This is a genomic window from Neochlamydia sp. AcF95, from assembly GCF_018342455.1.
Classification (GTDB): Bacteria; Chlamydiota; Chlamydiia; order Chlamydiales; family Parachlamydiaceae; genus Neochlamydia.
Window position 1 is genome coordinate 1 of sequence record NZ_JAEMUC010000054.1, and the last position, 18,846, is coordinate 18,846.

The following is an 18,846-nucleotide window of genomic DNA, read 5'->3' on the forward strand; positions in this document are numbered from 1 at the left end:
GCATACATCTTCTCCTTCTTAAAAAAGAAGAGTATACACTACAGATTTAAATTTCTCAATATTATCGGGATAGGTTCTTCGTGCCAGACTATCCTTTTATCTCCATCTTTGGAATTAAACGTATTTGTAATACTGGCCTTTTCTCCTTTCTTCCTCAGATAAAGCAATTAATCGATTAGACTTTATGCCAAATGTAAATATTTTTTTAAGTTCATAATGGATAAATTCCATATTATCTTTGGCGCCAAACCAATTATCCGCTAGCACGTACTCAGCTTCAACTTGGAGTCGTAACTGCTTGCTGAATAAGAGCTCTATAATGTGGGTTTTTAGTAATGCATGATTGCCTTTATTCTTTCTTTGTTTTCACGTTGTAAAAGTGCATATCTCTCTTAATCACTTCAAAGCCGATGGGAAAGGTATAATCTCCATAACTACTAAAGCTAGAAAATGGATTAATACCTTTTAGATGATCTTACTGGGGTGTAAGAAAAATGCTAGCAGACGATTTCGTTTTCATCCGTATAGGGGTTTTCTTCTACTGTATCGTCAATAATCAACACACCTCCTTTACCTTGTTCTAGATGGCGCACTTGCTTTTTAACATACTGCCATAGTTTTTTTAAGCCCCCTAGATTATTGTTAAGAAAACGGGTGATTTTATCATGGCTAAGCTGGCCATCTGAAAGATTGGATAACCCTATATGGCTGTTGCTTGTGGTTTTGGCTAATAAGATGATCGGTATAATTATCAAGAAGATCTAGTTTCATTTTTTTTATTTCCTTTTCAAATAAAAAATATACCCTTAGAATAATTTTTTCAACTCCTTTGTGGGTAAGGTGAGTAGGTAATTCGGATTTGTCAAGCTATGGAACGTACAAGCCACATGCATGACTAGCTTTTTTTATATTATTCAGTTTACTAATTAAAAATATTTTTAAAACTTTTTGCTATGCGTTGCAGAGGATGTTGCTGGCTTGCTTGCAATTCTTTATAATTCAATCCAATTAATGCATTTAAAATTTCAATTATTAAGTTGTTAAGTTGTGTAGTGGCTTGTTGGGAATTCGTGGAAGCATTTTCTAAAATTAATGCGTAAATATCATTAAATTTTTCTCTAAGCTCAGAAAGGTCGGTTATTTTGCCAATTTGGTAAATATTACTCTCAATCGCTTGGAAGCCTAGCTCATTTTTAACTCCTCTCCTTATTTGTTTTCCACTTCTCTCTTGATTTTTTTGTTGAGCATCTAAGGCCGTGCGGGCTCTTTCTGTTTTTTTTTCTTTGCCCTTTATTATGCTTCCTAATGGCTCCTTCATTTCTTCAGGAAGAGCCTGAATTTCTGGAAGATCGTCTGCTGCTTCGCGAGTTTCAAGGATTAGGTAATTAAAATCTCTGTTCTTAGAAGCTTCGGAAAGCAGTTTATTACCCAGAATTTGAATCCCTTGTGCAATGTGTATATTTTCTCCTAACGAGCCTGGTGAAGAGGAAGAGCTTAAGTGCGTTCTACCTGCGATGACTATGACTTTTTCATAAGATTTTAATGCAATGCTAATATTTTCTACCATAGCCTGATTTCGTGATGGATGACTCATTGCAATTAAGTCATTTGCTGTCTGCCCCAGTGCTTGCATAAATATAAGAGTTTGACTGAGCAATTTAAGGGGAAGGATAGCAATCTCTGATGCAGTAATCGTGGCTTGCTCATCTTTTTCTTGTAAAACCTCTAAAGGTTGAAGAATGGTTTTTAAATTACTAGCACTCTCTTTCAATATAGTTTTAAAATCTTCTTTGTCTAGCCTTGTTGAAGGCCATTCTTCTATGTAATTGGCTAATTTATCGGTTACCTGGGTTAAATCCTGCATGGTGGTGTGCATACGCTCGCACATAGCGCCTACATTATCAGGATTGTCTAAATATATTTTAATTGCTTTAGCAATTTCTTTATTACCGTGGTCTGTTACTTCCCCCAAGAATATATCTAGAAATTTCCATGTTTCCGGAGAATCCCAGGATGAAAAGTCAACTTTATCCACATGTTCTTCTAAATGGGAGCTTAATACTTTTGCGCTTCGATTAAAAGCTTGCCCTTCTACTAGGATGGTTGCTTTGTCTGTTATATGTGTAACAAGAAGGGTAGTTACAAGCTGATGAATCTTTTCAGTAGCTTGATTATGAGTTTCGCCAATTAAGATCACTTGCGCTTGATTAACTTTCTGCGCCAGATTTCCTTTACCCATATTACTTCCGACTTCAGAAAAATGTCTTAATAGCGAGTCTGTAAATCCTTGAGAATCTGAATAAGGATCGAACTGCATAAGCTTTCTTCCTTTTGATTATTAAACATATTTTTCAAATACCTTATAAACATTTATTATACCAAATGATTTTATTAATAATTAAATATTAATATAAATAATTAACTTTAATTATTAATTATATAATTTTTATAAGTTTAGATTGGTGTTTTTATATAACTTTATATTAAATTCATTGGCAGGCTGCTAGGCCTAAATGGAGAAGGTTCTAATGAAAGAGATAATAAGATTTCGTAAGCGGCTACCCGTGTGGGCTAATTAAGCCGTTGATATTAAGAAGTAAATATAAATCAAAAAGCTTAGCAAATAGAAAAGATAGGTATTTGGGAGTGTTTTTGGCGGTGTAGATGCTCCATAAAATCCCCTCTAAAGCCTTATATATCCCTTGATCGCTTATCATGTAGACATCAATAATTATAGTAGATAGATAATGTTGTTATTTGCTAAAGTTTGTAACTTAAAAAAAGACTATTTAAATTGAGAAAGTTTTTAACCCTATTAATTAAGGATTCATTATAATGGGATGCTTTTTTTTTAATTTTAATCCTTTTAATTGTATAAATCTGCACTCTTGGCGTCTTATTACTGAGGCCCCTCCCTCAATAAAAACGATCCCAGAAGAATTGATTGTGCATATTTTTTCTTTTCTTTCCCCCAAAGAGCTTGTGAATGCTCAGCAAGTATGTAAACACTGGAAAAAAATAGGAGATGAAGAGACCCTGTGGAAAAGACATCATCAACAGCATTTCAAAGGCAAACCTTTATATATTAGCTTTTATCCAAGAGTAGTTCGGTCTTTTAGGAATAGTTATCTTGTTTATAGTCGGAGCGAATCAATAAGACGGGAAGTTAAGCTAGAGATTGCCGCTTTGCGCGCCTCTCCCTCATATAATCCAATTTTTTCCGAGAGGCTGTTATGGATGAATCAAAGTCAAAGCTTGAATCATTAAAAGAGCTTAAGGTTTTAAGGGGAAGCCGGCAAAAAGAATAAGGCTGATAAGATAATCTGTATGAATTTCAAGTTTCATTTTTTTTCTCCTCCTTTTAAAGAAAGAAATATATCCTTAGAATAATTTATCCAACTCATCTAGGCGTAAGGTGAGTAACTTAAAAAGGCTATTTGCGTTGAGAATGTTTTTAACTCTATTAATAAGGATTCATTATAATGGGATGCTTTTTTTTTAACTTTAATCCTTTTAATTGCATAGATCTGCGCCCTTGGTGTCTTATTACTGAGGCCCCTCCCTCAATAAAAACGATCCCAGAAGAATTGATGGTGCATATTTTTTCTTTTCTCTCTCCCAAAGAGCTTGTGAATGCTCAGCAAGTATGTAAACACTGGAAAAAAATAGGAGATGAAGAGACATTGTGGAAAAGACATTACCAACAGCATTTCAAAGACGAACCCTTACATATTAGCTTTTCTCTAAAAACACCTCGGTCTTTTAGGAATAGTTATCTTTTTTATAGCCTTTACGAATCAATAGACCGAAAAGTTAAGCTAGAGATTGCCGCTTTGCGCGCCTCTCCCTCATATAATCCAATTTTTTCCGAGAGGCTGTTATGGATGAATCAAAGTCAAAGCTTTAATCATCAAAAGACTTAAGGTTTTGAGAGGAGACGGGCAAAGAGAATAAGGCTGATAAGATAATCTGTATAAATATCAAGAAGATCAAGTTTCATTTTTTTCTCCTCTTTTTAAAGAAAAAATATATCCTTAAAATAATTTATTAAAATTCATTTGTGCGTAAGGTGAGTAACTTAAAAAGACTATTTGCGTTGAGAAGTTTTTTAACTCTATTAATCAAGGATTCATTATAATGGGATGCTTTTTTTTTAACTTTAATCCTTTTAATTGTATAGATCTGCGCCCTTGGCGCCTTATTACTGAGGCCCCTCCCTCAATAAAAACGATCCCAGAAGAAGTGATTGTGCATATTTTTTCTTTTCTCTCCCCCAAAGAGCTTGTAAATGCTCAGCAAGTATGTAAACACTGGAAAAAAATAGGAGATGAAGAGACATTGTGGAAAAGACATCATCAACAGCATTTCAAAGATAAACCCTTACATATTAGCTTTTATCCAAAAGTACTCCGGTCTTTTAGAAATAGTTATCTTGTTTACAGCCAGTTCGAATTAATAGACCGGAAAGTTAAGCTAGAGATTGCCGCTTTGCGCGCCTCTCCCTCATATAATCCAATTTTTTCCGAGAGGCTGTTATGGATGAATCAAAGTCAAAGCTTTAATCATTAAAAGAGCTTAAGGTTGTAAGGGGAGGCGGTCAAAGAGAATAATGCTGATAAGATAATCTGTATAAATATCAAGAAGATCAAGTTTCATTCTTTTCTCCTCTTTTCAAAGAAAATAATATATCCTTAGAATAATCTATTCAACTCATCTAAGCATAAGGTGAGTCTTTAAATTAAGTGAATTAATTTAATGACCAGAAGAAGTTCTCACCTATCTTTCATAATTACAGATCTGGGTGAGGAGAACAGAGTTATTTTTAACAAGAAAAGCAAACAAGAGAAAGTAGATAAAATATTTACTGGGGATAAAAAAGCACAAAAAATGTCTTAATCATTAGCACTTTTCTTCCTACCATTTTGATCTTTACTGCAGGTTTTCTCTTAGATTGTTTAACACAAAAACCCAATTGATAATATTGGGTTTTTGTGTTAAATTTCCTGTAAAGAGATTAACAATGAAAAAATTGACTACCCTTCACAGCCTACATTCACTTCTTGCTAGCCCCTTCTTCACCGTGGATCAAATCAAAAAGCTAGGAATATCCCCTGCTCGTCTTGCTTACTATATAAAAAAAAAGCAAATAAAACGCTTAAGTCGTGGTATTTATCAAAGCAGCAACTATCAAGGTTCACCAGAAATTTTTCAGTGGGAGGATCTTATCGAAGCTGTAAATTCTGTACCAGGGGGAGTAATTTGTCTAGTCTCTGCTTTAGCTATCTATGAGATGACAGAGGAAATCCCGCGAAAACACTGGATTGCCATCTCCCATAGCACATCGATTACCAGGGAAGGCTCTATAAAAATCGTAAGATTTAGGAATATAGAACTGGGGAAAACAGAACTAGAGCTAGGAGGTATTCGACTTCCTATATTTGATCGCGAACGCACCATTATAGATGCTTTTAGACTTTTAAGCCGAGAAACGGCTATTAAAGCTCTCAAAATGGCACTTTTTAAAAAAGGAAATAAAATAGATTTAAAAAAACTTCAGGCTTATGCAAAAAAGCTTAGATTTAATATTGATCCTTACCTTATTACAGCTACCACATGAATGAACAAGCATTAAAAAACCGCCTCCAGGTTATCTCCATAGAAAAAGGCATACATTTTAATGAATGCTGGAAGAAGCTTCTTCTTGAGCGCTTTTTAGTGCGGCTATCACGTTCAACACATGCCCTAAATTTCATTTTTAAAGGAGGATCTCTTCTTGCCTATTTCTTGCATATAGGAAGGGAAACCACCGATCTTGATTTTTTACTTACCAACATGAAGGCCGGCCAAGAAGAAACAAAACAAGCCATTGAGCAAATTGCTGCCATCGAGTTAAAAGATGGATTCTCTTTCAAGTATGCTGGTATAGACATTTTAGAGCAGCCGCATATGGATTATGTGGGCTATCGCGTGCATTTAAAGGCGACATTTGGCCGTATGCAAGATAAAATTCATATTGATGTCGGCATAGGAGATATAGTAAAGCCCTTTAGCCAAGATATTTATCTTTTTCAGTATAAAGGTCATCCTTTATTTGAAGAAGAAGTATCCTTAATGGTTTATCCTCCGGAAACAATTTTTGCTGAAAAGCTCGAGACGATAATCTCCAAAGGAACGGCTAATAGTCGCATGAAGGATTATCATGACCTGCTCTTGCTAGTACGCGACGCAAAACTCATCAATTTCAAAATCCTAAAAGACGTTATAACTGACACGTTTAAAAATCGAAAGAGAACGCTTGAGCTTCTAAGTTTTGATGAACCAGATCTCAAATCTCTTCAAAGGCTTTGGGACGCACATTTAAAAAACCTTGGGAACATCGCGCAAGAGCTCAACCTTCCAAAAGAAATGCACAGCACCATAAAAGAAATAAATGCTTATATAAAACAGCTAGGCTTAACTTAAAACTTAAGCGTAGGCTGCTTTTCTTTTAGAAATTATACCTTTTAAAGAAACTACGTCTACATAGCCAAAAAAAAATTAACCTTTTCCAAGCCGACTCTCTCTGTAAAGACAAGCTTTTTATTAAGTGCATGGCTGCATAAAGGGTTGCTCTAAAGCGTATTATAAAATTTTAAAAACGTTTGCCTTTCTTTTCAAAATCCAGCTGGCATTTAACTTCTTTGTAATACGTTGAGCCTATTTCCTACAGATTAATTTATGGGCATTCACTTAATAGCCAGAAGAGCATTTTCTCATCTATTGCGCTTTCTCTACCTAGGCAAAGAGTCGTAGAGCTATGTGTAAAAAAGATTATTGTAAGCTGAAAAAAATCTAAGCAAAGCTTTGAGGTTAGAAAGTACTAAAGCTAAGATAAGAAAAGTAATAAGTAATGAGCAAGTGATCGATGCTAGCTAGGCAATTTCGGAAGTAACTGTAGAAAAAATCAGGTGACAACTAGTCGAGCAAATGTAAGTTAGATATATCCCATTCTTAAGGTTTTATTGAGAGAGGCAAAGGACTTTATCCTTGATGCTAAAAAGAAGGATTGAGTCCTTGCCCTCGTCACCTTAAAAAAATTAATGAACACTTCTCCATATAGCTTTTTTGGAGCCTTGTCCATTTAGGAGTTCATAGTGACTTTTAGTAACCTGCTTATCCTGCCAATACCAATCTGTTTTAGTAGTATTGCCAATATAGCTTGTGCAGGGACCATGCTTTTGCCCTTTAACCCAGCTAGTTTCTTGAACCACAGTTTCACCATCGCGATAACGACGCTCAACGCCATGTTTACGCCCCTCCACATAAGGGACCTCGGCAATTTTTTCACCATTGGCATATTCTATTGTGATACCAGACTGTACTCCATTGTTCCATTCTTCCTTGGTGCAAGGCTCGCCAGCTGGCATATAGGTTCTAAGCTGACCATGTATCCTACCATTCGCATAGGGAATAACTTCTTTAGGGGTGCCGTTTTGATGATATGTCGTACGCAAAGTTTGCTGCCCTTTCTCGATGGTATCTACAGAAATAAGAAGGCCATAATTATCACGACGTATACGTTTACCATGATAGTTCACCACTTGAGATTCAAGTTGATTGTCGGGCCCATAGTAAGAACCTTGGAAAAGAAGATTACCTTGAAACTCTTCCTTAGATTTAGGATCTCCCGACTCGTACCAGGTAAGGACTGTGCGGTTTTGCGGTGTATGATAAAATATTTCTTCTTGAGGAGCACCGGAAAGATAAAAAACGGAGGTTTTTTGCAAAACGCCATTGGCATAGGTTTCTACTTTTTCGATAGCAGAGCTATGAGGATAAGAATAGGTGGTATCTCCATCCAGAACACCGGAATTATAAGTTTTAGTAACGACTACCCCATTGGCTAAAGAAGAGAGAATTTGCCCATGATGGCCGCTATCACTCCACTCTTTAGGGCTCACGGGTACCCCATAGCGATGCACATAAGTTTCATTAACTACGTCAGGTGAAAAAGAAGATTTTTCTACTTGCTGGCATCCCGCTAAAGCTATAGCAACCCATGAAAGGCCTAGGAGAGAAACATATTTACTACGCATAAATTCACCTCTAAACATTAAGTTTTATAATTTTATAATTGTTTCTTGCAAGACACATGCATGCTCATTGTCAACTTCTTCCTGAGATAAAGTCTTTTGGTCATCTCGATAGAGAAAACGAAAAGTCATATTTTTTAAGCCGGCTCCTAATTTTTCACTACGATAAATATCTAGCAACTTTACATTTTTAAGAAGCTTTGACGATATAGGAACAAGATCTAAAATGTGCTGAAAGGAAATTTCCTCCTTTACGGTCACTGTCCAATCTCTTTGCGAACCTGGATAGATAGGAATATCCTTCATCACATACTCTTCTTGGTGCACACTAAATAGATCATATACATTTAACTCAGCAAAGTAAATCCTTTGCTGGACATCTAGATGTCTACAAATAGAAGGATGAATTTCTCCCATTGAGCCGATCTCTAAAGAATCAACAAAAATAGCTACCTGGCGGCCTGAATGAAAAGTTTTTAAATCATTTGGCTTAAAAGAAACATTAAACACACGTAATTCCTTAAGCATATTTTCGATCATTCCTTTCAAATCATAAAAATCAAATTCTCGTTCCTTAGTCGTCCAAGTTTGAGAAGAAGCTTTTCCAGCTAAAACGATGCCTATGACCGATTGATCTTTATATTGTTCTCCTTCTTTATAATGAATGCGACCAATTTCAAATCCGGCTATATCATGATTTTGATGGGCAGCATTATATTTGACTAGTTGTAACAGGCCTGGTAGCAATGAAGTTCTTAAGGTCGACTGTTCCACGGAGATTGGATTTAAAACTTTAATTGTTTCTAAAGCATTTGTTTGTAGGTTAAGAGTATCTAAAATTGAAGTACCAATCAGATCACAAGTGATAAACTCTTGCAATCCTTCCCCTATCAAACGCTCTTTAATGGCTCTTTCAAAAAGAAATAAAGGAGCATGAGGAATAGTGGCATTCTTGTACATAGGCTGAGAGCGGCCAATATTATCATAACCATAAATACGGGCAACTTCTTCGATAAGATCCACTTCGCTTAGCACATCGACGCGATAAGTGGGAACTGTCACGCAAAAGTTGTCCTGTCCGTCCCAAGTATAAATAAAGCTTAGGCGTTTAAATATAGCTTCCACCTCACTTACAGTTAGATGCGTGCCTAAAAGGCCATTTATTTTGCTTAAACGGCAGCTAACTAACTTTTCAGCAAACACCTGCTCTTTAATATCGAGAGGCTCTTGAGCAACTTTTCCTAAAGTTAACTGTTGAATCAGCATGGCTGCACGATTTAAAGCCCATAATACAGCCTGAGGGTCGGCACCTCTTTCAAAACGTTTGGATGAATCTGTTTGAAGGCCAAGACGTTTGCTTGTTTTACGAATGGATTTTCTTTCAAAATAAGCTGCTTCTAGCAAGATATGTTGGGTAGAAAGAGTGACTTCAGAATTTCTCCCCCCCATGATACCAGCAAGTGCAATCCCTTTTTCTTTATCAGCAATCAATAAATCTTCTGCGCTTAGCAGGCGATCCTTTTCGTCAAGGGTAGTAAAAAATTCCCCCTCTTTGGCCGTGCGAACGATAATGGTATGTTCGCTGATTTTATCATAGTCAAAAGCATGTAAAGGCTGTCCACATTCCAAAAATACGTAATTGGTAATATCCACGATGTTGTTAATGGAACGAATGCCACTAGCTTTCAAACGCTTTTTCAACCAATCGGGAGACGGGCCTACTTTAACATCCCTTATCACACGACAAGCATAGCGCAAGCATTTTTCCTTATCTTGCACAGCAACTTTTATTAACTCCGCTGTATGTAAAGTTGGCTCTTCAGAAAAGGAGATTTCAGGTAAAATAAGAGGCAGTTCTAAGACGGCTGCTAATTCCCTTGCTACACCTATCATACTACTGCAATGTCCTAGATTAGGGGTAAGGCCAATTTCAAATAAGGTATCCGCCATTAATATCGCTAGATCAGTACCCACTTGCGTGTGGCTGTCTAGCTCGATAATTCCCTCGTGTTCTTGATCGCCTAAACCCAGCTCATCGGCAGCACACAGCATGCCAGAAGATTCGATACCTCTTAACTTTGACTTTTTAATCTTAAATCTTTTGCCATTAGCATCTGTTAAACTAGCACCTACGCGAGCTAAAGCTGTTTTAATGCCAGGACGGCAATTTGAGGCCCCACACACCACCTGATAGGTCTCTTGGCCATCTGTTACTTGGGCTACACACAGCTTATCTGCTTCAGGATGCTTTTCGATGGTAAGAACCTCAGCAACGACTACCCCTTCAAAGCCCTCCCCTAGCGTTTCTATTTTTTCCACTTCGAGGCCTGCAGAGGTCAAAGCCTTAGCAATTTCTAAAGGAGGCAGATCGATTGAGATATATTCGCGTAACCAGTTCAATGAAATTTTCATAGTATCTAAATTCTTTATAAATAAATGGATGAAGAGTAAGAAATAGAATACAGAATTTTGAATAGAAAACAAGAGATAAGATAACAATTAAGTTAAAGGAAATCAAAGGTCTATCTAGTGGGTAAAGATTTAGCGTATGTTTTTTCATCACTCAAAACAATCAAAAAGAAAAAGTTTAAGAAAACCTTTTGATGTAGAATTATAACTTTTCTTATATCTTGAGAGCTACCTTATCGATAAAGTTCCCTTGTCTTCAAGCTCACTTTCCTAACAGCTTCTATAGCTAAGCTTTAAGCAAGCGGTCATCTGATAAAGAAGCAAAAATAGACTTTTGAAGTTTGCTTAGGCAAGCATAAAACTAAAGCCTCGAATAGTAACTCTTAAGGGATAAGGTTAAGATCATCTATTGAGAAAATCATTTGCTTAAAGGCAGCTTAAGCATTATCGATAAAGCATCGCTTAAAAGGCTGCTCATTGCCATTTAAACAAACATTAGGCTTAATCCGTAGGCCGCTGCAAAGATACCACCTAGTAAGTAAGCTTTATAAGACTCGAAGCAGCTTTAAAAAAAACATAGGCAAGCAAAAACAATAGCGATCAGGCGGGCTTACAATGATAAAGCTTCCTTCTTTTTATAACCTAATTGTGAAAAGATAAAGGCTCGATTGCATTTTTGCCTAGCATGCAAAAGGAGGCTTAAGTAATGTTTATCCTTTACAATTGGCAAAAAAAATTATAACTGTCACGAACAACACTACCCCACTTACGATGGCTTATGCAAGCTCTTATTATGCAACAAAGCAAGGTACTAAAGCCAAACTTTTTCAATTGGTTTGTTGAAAAAGTTTTATACATACTAAAAAAGAAATATTTTCTATTTAAACTTTAAGTAGCTTAGCTTATAAAGCAATAAAAAATTTATAGATGCTAGTGCCAGCTGTCTAAATTTAACCAGAATCAAATAGAAAGGCCTTAGTGTATGTTATCAGAAAATTCGCGCGTTCATCCTCTTATCTTCCCTGCATTTAAAAATATAGAGGAAGAATCTATTAGCCTTAGGAGAAATACTTATGTTTATGCAGAAATTAGCCTAAAAATATTTGCAGAGTTAAACCTGCCAGATTTAAACCAAGCAAAGCTTGTATGTAGGGCTTGGAAACAGCTCATTCAAAGCAGCAACCTATTGAAGAAGTTTGATTCGGTAAGCCCTAGGATTACTGCTCTGAAAGAAAATTCGCTTGAAGTGGATCAAGCAGATCTACTTGACCCCTCTGCAAACCAGTGGACACCAAAGCAAATAGCTATATTCTTGTGGCAAAATCCCACCACTATTATTAGCGATTCACTAGTAGCAAAAGTAAATGCTGCAGCTGCTTACCTAAAAGAAGAAGGGTTTGAATTAAAAGGTGTGGCGAGTGATGGTGACTGCTTTTTTAGCGCTTTTTTAGAAAGCTATGCCTACCTTTCTAGAATAATTCCTTTGCTAGAAGAGCAGGCAGATAAAATTTCATACCTAAGGCAAGTGCTTTCAGGCATTGTTAAACACACAGACAGCCAAAGAGCTGAAGAAATAAGAGAGAAAGGGGCTTGGATAAGCGGCTTAAATGAAGGAGATTTACTAGCTTCAGCTTTATCTATTCCTATCAGACTAATAACGGTTAATAAAGAGCAGCAGATGTGCGGAATTCATGACAGGTTAATTTTCTCAGAAGCAGGCTTAACTGAAGAGCATAGATCCCAGGAATGGAAAACGATTTCTCCAGAACAGCAGCCTGCAGAATATATTTTTATTATCGATTTAGGTGGCCACTTTGTTTATGCAGAGCCCTTAAAGCAAACTAAATCTCTTCCTTCAAACTCAGTAACCTCCCCTGACTTCCTTTTTTCTGATCCTCTATCTAAAGATAAGTTAAAGAAAACCTTAGAAAGCTTGGGGGATGATGAGCTTTTATCAAAAGAAAAGGTAAAAGAAGCAGAGAAAGCTTATACGTTAGCTTTACAAATCGCTGTGCGAGAGAAAGACGCTATTCAAGAAAGCATATACATAGAAAGAATCGGTGACGTCTATTTAAAAAAGGGAACCTCTAAAACTCTCCTTCGAGCAGCAGGACTCTATCAGTATGCTTTACGTCTATCTTCAGAAGACAGGCAGGAAATAATTAAAGAAAAGATTTTCAACATTCAAGGCCTACTTACTACACTGTGCGAAGGAAAGCTTTTAAGCCATGAAGTAATGAGAAAGCAATTTGAAGACAATAGCAAAGCATTAAAAAAATTTAGAGAAAAAATAGAGGAGAAAATTCAAGTTTTGCCAGAAACTCCTTCTTCTGAAAAAGTCAGAACGCTCTACGCTGAAATCGCCCAACAGATAAAAATTTTCTTTAAGTTTCTTGCAATGCAAGCTATTGAAACCTTAGGCCCTGCACCATGTGAATATGCCATGATTGGCTTTGGCTCGCTAGCCAGAGAAGAGATGACTCCTTACTCAGATTTAGAATTTGGGATTCTTATACAAGATGACACTAGCAGTAATAAAGAATACTTCAAGCATCTCACCACTCTTTTACATCTAAAAATCATTAATTTAGGAGAAACTATTCTTCCTGCTTTGAATATTCCTTGCTTAAAAGCAATAGACTTTTTCGATGGCATTACGCCACGGGGCTTTGCCTTTGATGGAGCAGGAGTAGAAGGAAAAGGCTGTAAAACTCCTTTTGGCAATGGTAAGACATTTGAGCTTATTCAAACTCCTGAAAAGATGGCCCAATATGTGGGTAAAGATGAAAAAGGCCACTGGTGGCATGAAAAAGAGCCTCATCTTCCTATGGAATTACTAAACCATACTCATCTACTAGGCAATGGGGAGTTAACTAAAGCTTATGATGAGAAAATTCGAGAGGTGCTTGATATGACCTATCAAGGAAGCGTTGATCTGCGTCACTATTTAGCTAAAGAGCACCTTGTGTTAGCTGATATGGAAACTTTTAATCCGGGAATGGGGGATCCAAACAAGCATGGTATGCTTTTTCAAGTTAAAAATGATTTTTATCGGTTTCCTCATTTAGCCATTGACCGGCTAGCTCTCCTTAAAAAAGTAACAGTTTCCGATACTTTTACTAGGATTGACAAGTTAAGTGAGCGAGGGATTATAACACAAGGAGCCACTAAAAAGCTAAAGGATTGGATGAGCCTAGCCTTATTCATGCGTTTTAAAACTTATTCTCATTATCAAGCGCAAAAAGAAATGATGAATCCTCTCCTTAAGCCCTTTGGATTTGAGGATCCAGATCTTATTCAAAAGCAGTTTGCTTTAGATAATCCATCCTTGGAAAAAATTAAGAAGATTTACCAAGTCTTTATTCCTTTTTATCAAGCCATTAAAGAATTTTTAGCAGGCAATGAAGATGAACTTAAATCGTCTGATTTGGAAGATAACTCACCTGAGATACAAGGGCATATATACCAGAGGCTTTTTCAACATAAAGAAGCAGAGAAATGGTATCTTCTAGCAAAAAAAACAAATCCACAAAATTTGGATGTTTTAAATGCTCTTGCAATAATCTACTACAAGCAAGGCAATTTAGATAGGGCGAAGGAGTATTTAAATAAAGCCTTTACCATTGACCGCCAGCTTTTTGGTGAAAATCATCCTACCATGGCAATAAGTTATAGCACCCTAGGAGCAATCTACAAAGAGCAAGGCAAATTAGACAAAGCAGCAGAATACAGTCAAAAAGCACTTGCTATTGTTCATAAGCTTTTTGGTGATAATCACCCTGACGTGGCAGCAAATTACAGCAATCTAGGAATAATCTACACAGAGCAAGGCAACTTAGACAAAGCAGCAAAATACAGTCAAAAAGCACTTGCTATTGTTCATAAGCTTTTTGGTGATAATCATCCTGCCGTGGCAACAAATTACAGCAATCTAGGAAACATCCTCCAGGGCCAAGGCCATTTAGGCAAAGCGTTAGAATACAGTCAAAAAGCTCTTGCTATTGATCGTAAGCTGTTTGGTGAAAATCATCCCACCATAGCAATTCGTTATAGCAACCTAGGAGCAATCTACAAAGAGCAAGGCAAATTAGACAAAGCAGCAGAATACAGTCAAAAATCTCTTGCTATTAACCTTAAGCTGTTTGGTGAAAATCACCCTGCCGTGGCAACATATTACAGCGATCTAGGAGCAATCTACCAAAACCAAGGCAACTTAGACAAAGCGATTGAGTATGTTAAGAAAGCCCTTGCTATTAACCTTAAGCTGTTTGGTGAAAATCACTCTGCCGTGGCAACAAATTACAACGATCTAGGAGCAATCTACACAGAGCAAGGCAAATTAGACAAAGCAGCAGAATACAGTCAAAAATCTCTTGCTATTAACCTTAAGCTTTCTGGTGAAAATCATCCCACCATAGCAATTCGTTACAGCAATCTGGGACAAATTTATCAAGGCCGAGGCAAATTAGACAAAGCAGCAGAATACAGTCAAAAAGCACTTGTTATTAATCTTAAGCTTTTCGGGGAAAATCATCCCACCGTGGCAATTCGTTACAGCAACCTAGGACAAATTTACCAAGAACAAGGCAAATTAGACAAAGCAGCAGAATACAGTCAAAAAGCCCTTGCTATTGACCTTAAGCTTTTTGGGGAAAACAATCCCACCATAGCAATTCGTTACAACAACCTAGGAGCAATCTACAAAGATGAAGGCAATTTAGACAAAGCAGCAGAATATAGCCAAAAATCCCTTGCTATTAACTTTAAGCTTTTTGGGGGAAATCATCCCGCCGTGGCAAGAAATTACAACAACCTGGCAGCAATCTACAAAGATGAAGGCAATTTAGACAAAGCGGCTGAGTATGCTGAGAAGGGCCTTGCTATTGATCTTAAGCTTTTTGGTGAAAATCATCCCAGCATAGCAATTCGTTACAACAACCTAGGACAAATTTACCAAGGCCAAGGCAAATTAAACAAAGCAGCAGAATACAGTCAAAAAGCCCTTGCTATTGACTTTAAGCTTTTTGGTGAAAATCATTCCACCGTGGCAACAAATTACAACAACCTAGGAGCAATCTACAAAGATGAAGGCAAATTAGACAAAGCAGCAGAATACAGTCACAAAGCCCTTGCTATTAACCTTACACTTTTTGGTGATAATCATCCCACCATGGCAACTTGTTACAGCAATCTAGGAATAATCTACAAAAAACAAGGCAAATTAGACAAAGCAGCAGAATACAGTCAAAAAGCACTTGCTATTAACATTAAGCTTTTTGGTGAAAATCACCCTACCGTAGCAAGAGATTACAACAACCTAGGACAAATCTTCAAAGAACAAGACAATTTAGATAAAGCAGCAGAATACAGTCAAAAAGCTCTTGCTATTCACTCTAAGCTTTTTGGTGAAACTCATTTCAACGTGGCAATTCGTTACAACAACCTAGGGCAAATTTACCGACACCAAGGCAACTTAGATAAAGCGGCTGAGAATACTGAGAAAGCCCTTGCTATTAACCTTAAGCTTTTTGGTGAAACTCATTTCAACGTGGCAACAAATTACAACAACCTAGGACTAATCTATCAAGAGCAAGGCAACCTAGAAAAAGCAGTAGAATATAGCGCTAAAGCACTTGCCATTAATCTTAAGCTTTTTGGGGAAAATCATCCTGAAGTGGCAATTTGTTACAACAACCTAGGACAAATTTATAAAGATCAAGGCAATTTAGATAAAGCGAAAGATTATACCCACAACGCCCTCGCAATTAACCTTAAGCTTTTTGGGGAAAATCATCCTGAAGTGGCAATTTGTTACGATAACTTAGGGCAAATTTATCAAGATCAAGGCCATTTAGATAAAGCGAAAGATTATACCCACAACGCCCTAGCAATTAACCTTAAGCTTTTTGGGGAAAATCATCCTGAAGTGGCAATTTGTTACAACAACCTAGGACAAATCTACCAAGAACAAGGCACCTTAGACAAAGCGGTAGAATATGCCAACAAAGCTCTTGCTATTAATCTTAACCTTTTTGGTAAAAATCATCTCACCGTGGCAATTCGTTACAACAATCTAGGACAAATCTACAAAAAACAAGGCAATTTAGACAAAGCGGCTGAGTATGTTGAGAAAGCACTTGCTATTAACCTTAATCTTTTCGGTGAAAACCATTCCAAGATAGCAACAAATTACAATGACCTAGGAGAGATTTACCAACTAAAAGGAAATATGGAAAAAGCGCTTGAGTGTGTCAATCATGCTCTTAGAATTGCTATCAACATCTATGGTAACAACCATCCTATAGTAGCCGCACTTGTAACCCGCCAGCAGGCACTTGAGAAAGAGAAATATGATACCAAAAAGAGAAATAGCCCATAAATGATAGAGAAGTCCTGAAAATAAAGGTAGCATTAAAAAATGTAATACAGATAACAATCCATACATCTTCCGAAAATCTATTCCTCTACCCCCTCAAAGACGAGTAGCCTTAAGAATAGAAAGTTGAACGCCGGCCGTTTGCCCTAAATCGAACAAAGAAGGTAGATCAGGATTGCTGTCCATATAAATATTCAAGGTCTTCATCATTCTTAACTTCGAGGCTTCGGGAAGCTCATTTAAGGTGTTCACAAGAAGCATGGCAAGCATAGCCATATTGGAGTCTTTTAGAGAAAAAGGATCTGCTAACACATCCATGAATTCTTTAGAAGTTATCCATTCATATTTGGCTTTATATATCCCCCCTAAAGCAGCGGCAAGTAACATCACCTGCATTTGCTGGCCTAAAACTTTTTTCTCTCCTTCATTCATATTGGCTGCTGAAGGCAATTTGTCGACGATAGTCATGAGATAACCGCCTAAGACTCCATCAAGGGACCATTGAGCTATTTGAGTAGCAAATTTATGGGCGATGACTTTTTCATCTGTCAATCCAGGATTTTTTTGTAAGGCTTGGGCAATTTGTGTCCCAAAAATAGCGCGAATAAAAATAGTAGTCACTGCTAAAACTAATCCCCCCGCCATGTTTAGGTCTTGCAATAGAGGGTTTAATTCCTTTCTTCGATCGGCCTCTCTTTTTTCCTCTGCTATTTTTTTTAAACTTTGCGACCAGCTATCTAAAATGTTTAGGCAAATTTTATCCATCGCTAATTGGTTAATAGCTATTATGTTATTAGCATCAGGAGGAATTAATAAGGGATTGGAAAGAGGAGGCAAATAAAGCGAAGCCACTACTGCACTCGCTTTTTCGATAGAATCTTTAGAATGCAGAGAGGTCTCTTGGACTTTGGAGTCTAATGCTGAAGTTTGCTTGGATGGATAAAGTGCCTCAGCATTAGGCAAACCTGATTGATTACCCATTCCTGTATTCAGGTTAGTAAAATCTTGGCTCATAAGGACATCCTCTGCTATACATCTTTCTCTTCTTAGTGTAACACATCCAACCATTTTGTAAAATAATTTATTGAAAAATTAAAAGGCTGATATTAGCGTTTGCTTTATTATTTTTTTATCTGCAACGATTATTGAATGCCTTTTTCTTTCCTTATTGCAAAAATTCATGTTAGAATGCGAAAGATTAACAAAGATAACGGAAAGAAAAATTAATGACAGAAAACACCCATTTTACTCATAAAGCTCCTATTGAGCATGTGGCCGAAAAACTAGCCGAAGGAAAATTCTCAACGGTGGAAGTGCATGGAACTGAAATCCCTGGCCATTTTTCTGCTGCTGCCGATGCGGCCCGTGAAACAGCAGTAGTCTTGCTTCTGATGAGTTGTATTATTCTTTCATTTAAAATACCCCTCCTCTCTCTCACTTTGGCCCTGATTATCTTTTCTACGGGATGGACGCTATGGAAGTTTGGACGCAGTGCCTGGCTTGGCTGGTCACGTCTAGAAAGATTACATCGTCTTGTTAAGCAAGAGAAGTGGGAAATTGATCACAATCGTGAGCAAGAAAAAATGGAGCTTAAAGATCTATATGCCAACAAAGGCTTTGAAGGCAAAATGTTAGATCATATAGTGGAGGTTTTAATGGCTGATGGAGATCGCCTTCTTAGGGTAATGGTAGAAGAAGAGCTAGGCCTTAAACTTGAGTCTCACGAGCACCCTTTAAAACAGGCTTGCGGTGCTGGCTTAGGAGCAATTGCGGCTGCTGCTATGGTTCTCACCTGCCAGTTAGTAGCACCAGGATTTCAAGGTTTAGTCATAGGTTCTTTAGGAACGATAGCTGGGGCTTCAGCGCTCTCCGCTTATTATGAGCAGAATCGCATGATTCCTGCTGTTATCTGGAATGGAGGGCTCGCCATTTTAGCTTATGCCTGGGTCTATTTTTTCCATGAATTTTTTTTTAGACAAGGCTAATTAT

Annotated in this window: 12 protein-coding genes; 7 read left to right on the forward strand and 5 right to left on the reverse strand. The window is 37.2% G+C overall.

All coding sequences use genetic code 11. The features are described 5' to 3' along the window. Nucleotides 1–497: 497 nt before the first annotated feature. Entirely contained in the window at nt 498–755 is a 258-nt protein-coding gene (locus NEOC95_RS06960; protein WP_166156989.1) for a hypothetical protein, read from the reverse strand. A 167-nt stretch (nt 756–922) separates the two neighbouring features. Beyond that, on the reverse strand, nt 923–2,317 hold the full coding sequence (locus tag NEOC95_RS06965) for a hypothetical protein (protein ID WP_213152288.1): 1,395 nt from the start codon (nt 2,315–2,317) through the stop codon (nt 923–925). Nucleotides 2,318–2,835: 518 nt separating this feature from the next. Between NEOC95_RS06965 and NEOC95_RS06970 the strand changes: the two genes are divergently transcribed. The 5 genes from NEOC95_RS06970 (at nt 2,836) to NEOC95_RS06990 (ending at nt 6,462) form a co-directional block, all read left to right on the forward strand. Next, nucleotides 2,836–3,267 (forward strand): F-box protein, encoded by a 432-nt coding sequence (locus NEOC95_RS06970; protein ID WP_166156983.1) that lies wholly within the window; start codon nt 2,836–2,838, stop codon nt 3,265–3,267. Nucleotides 3,268–3,482: 215 nt separating this feature from the next. Further along, nucleotides 3,483–3,923, forward strand: coding sequence for an F-box-like domain-containing protein (locus tag NEOC95_RS06975; RefSeq protein WP_213152289.1), 441 nt, complete (start codon nt 3,483–3,485; stop codon nt 3,921–3,923). 214 nt (nt 3,924–4,137) lie between these two features. Then, a complete protein-coding gene (locus NEOC95_RS06980; protein ID WP_213152290.1) occupies nt 4,138–4,569 on the forward strand; it encodes an F-box protein in 432 nt (143 codons plus the stop codon). 451 nt (nt 4,570–5,020) lie between these two features. Next, complete coding sequence (locus NEOC95_RS06985; RefSeq protein ID WP_213152291.1) at nt 5,021–5,617, forward strand: type IV toxin-antitoxin system AbiEi family antitoxin domain-containing protein; 597 nt, start codon at nt 5,021–5,023, stop codon at nt 5,615–5,617. After that, complete coding sequence (locus NEOC95_RS06990) at nt 5,614–6,462, forward strand: nucleotidyl transferase AbiEii/AbiGii toxin family protein (RefSeq protein WP_213152292.1); 849 nt, start codon at nt 5,614–5,616, stop codon at nt 6,460–6,462. The genes NEOC95_RS06985 and NEOC95_RS06990 overlap by 4 nt, the downstream gene beginning before the upstream one ends. A gap of 614 nt (nt 6,463–7,076) precedes the next feature. Here NEOC95_RS06990 and NEOC95_RS06995 read toward each other — a convergent pair. After that, nucleotides 7,077–8,075: a toxin-antitoxin system YwqK family antitoxin gene (locus NEOC95_RS06995; RefSeq protein WP_213152293.1), complete on the reverse strand. Its 999-nt coding sequence runs from the start codon at nt 8,073–8,075 to the stop codon at nt 7,077–7,079. Between the two features lie 24 nt (nt 8,076–8,099). Beyond that, entirely contained in the window at nt 8,100–10,484 is a 2,385-nt protein-coding gene (gene pheT, locus NEOC95_RS07000) for a phenylalanine--tRNA ligase subunit beta (RefSeq protein ID WP_213152294.1), read from the reverse strand. Between the two features lie 979 nt (nt 10,485–11,463). Here pheT and NEOC95_RS07005 point away from each other — a divergent pair. Further along, nucleotides 11,464–16,860 carry a tetratricopeptide repeat protein gene (locus NEOC95_RS07005; protein WP_213152295.1) on the forward strand — a complete coding sequence of 1,799 codons (5,397 nt, stop codon included), beginning with the start codon at nt 11,464–11,466 and terminating at the stop codon, nt 16,858–16,860. Between the two features lie 93 nt (nt 16,861–16,953). Here NEOC95_RS07005 and NEOC95_RS07010 read toward each other — a convergent pair whose 3' ends face one another. Beyond that, a complete protein-coding gene (locus NEOC95_RS07010; RefSeq protein ID WP_213152296.1) occupies nt 16,954–17,871 on the reverse strand; it encodes a hypothetical protein in 918 nt (305 codons plus the stop codon). A 212-nt stretch (nt 17,872–18,083) separates the two neighbouring features. Here NEOC95_RS07010 and NEOC95_RS07015 point away from each other — a divergent pair, with 212 nt between their 5' ends. Further along, the gene (locus NEOC95_RS07015) at nt 18,084–18,842 is read left to right on the forward strand and encodes a VIT1/CCC1 transporter family protein (RefSeq protein WP_213152297.1); all 759 of its coding nucleotides are present in this window, start codon (nt 18,084–18,086) and stop codon (nt 18,840–18,842) included. The last annotated feature ends 4 nt before the right edge of the window (nt 18,843–18,846 follow it).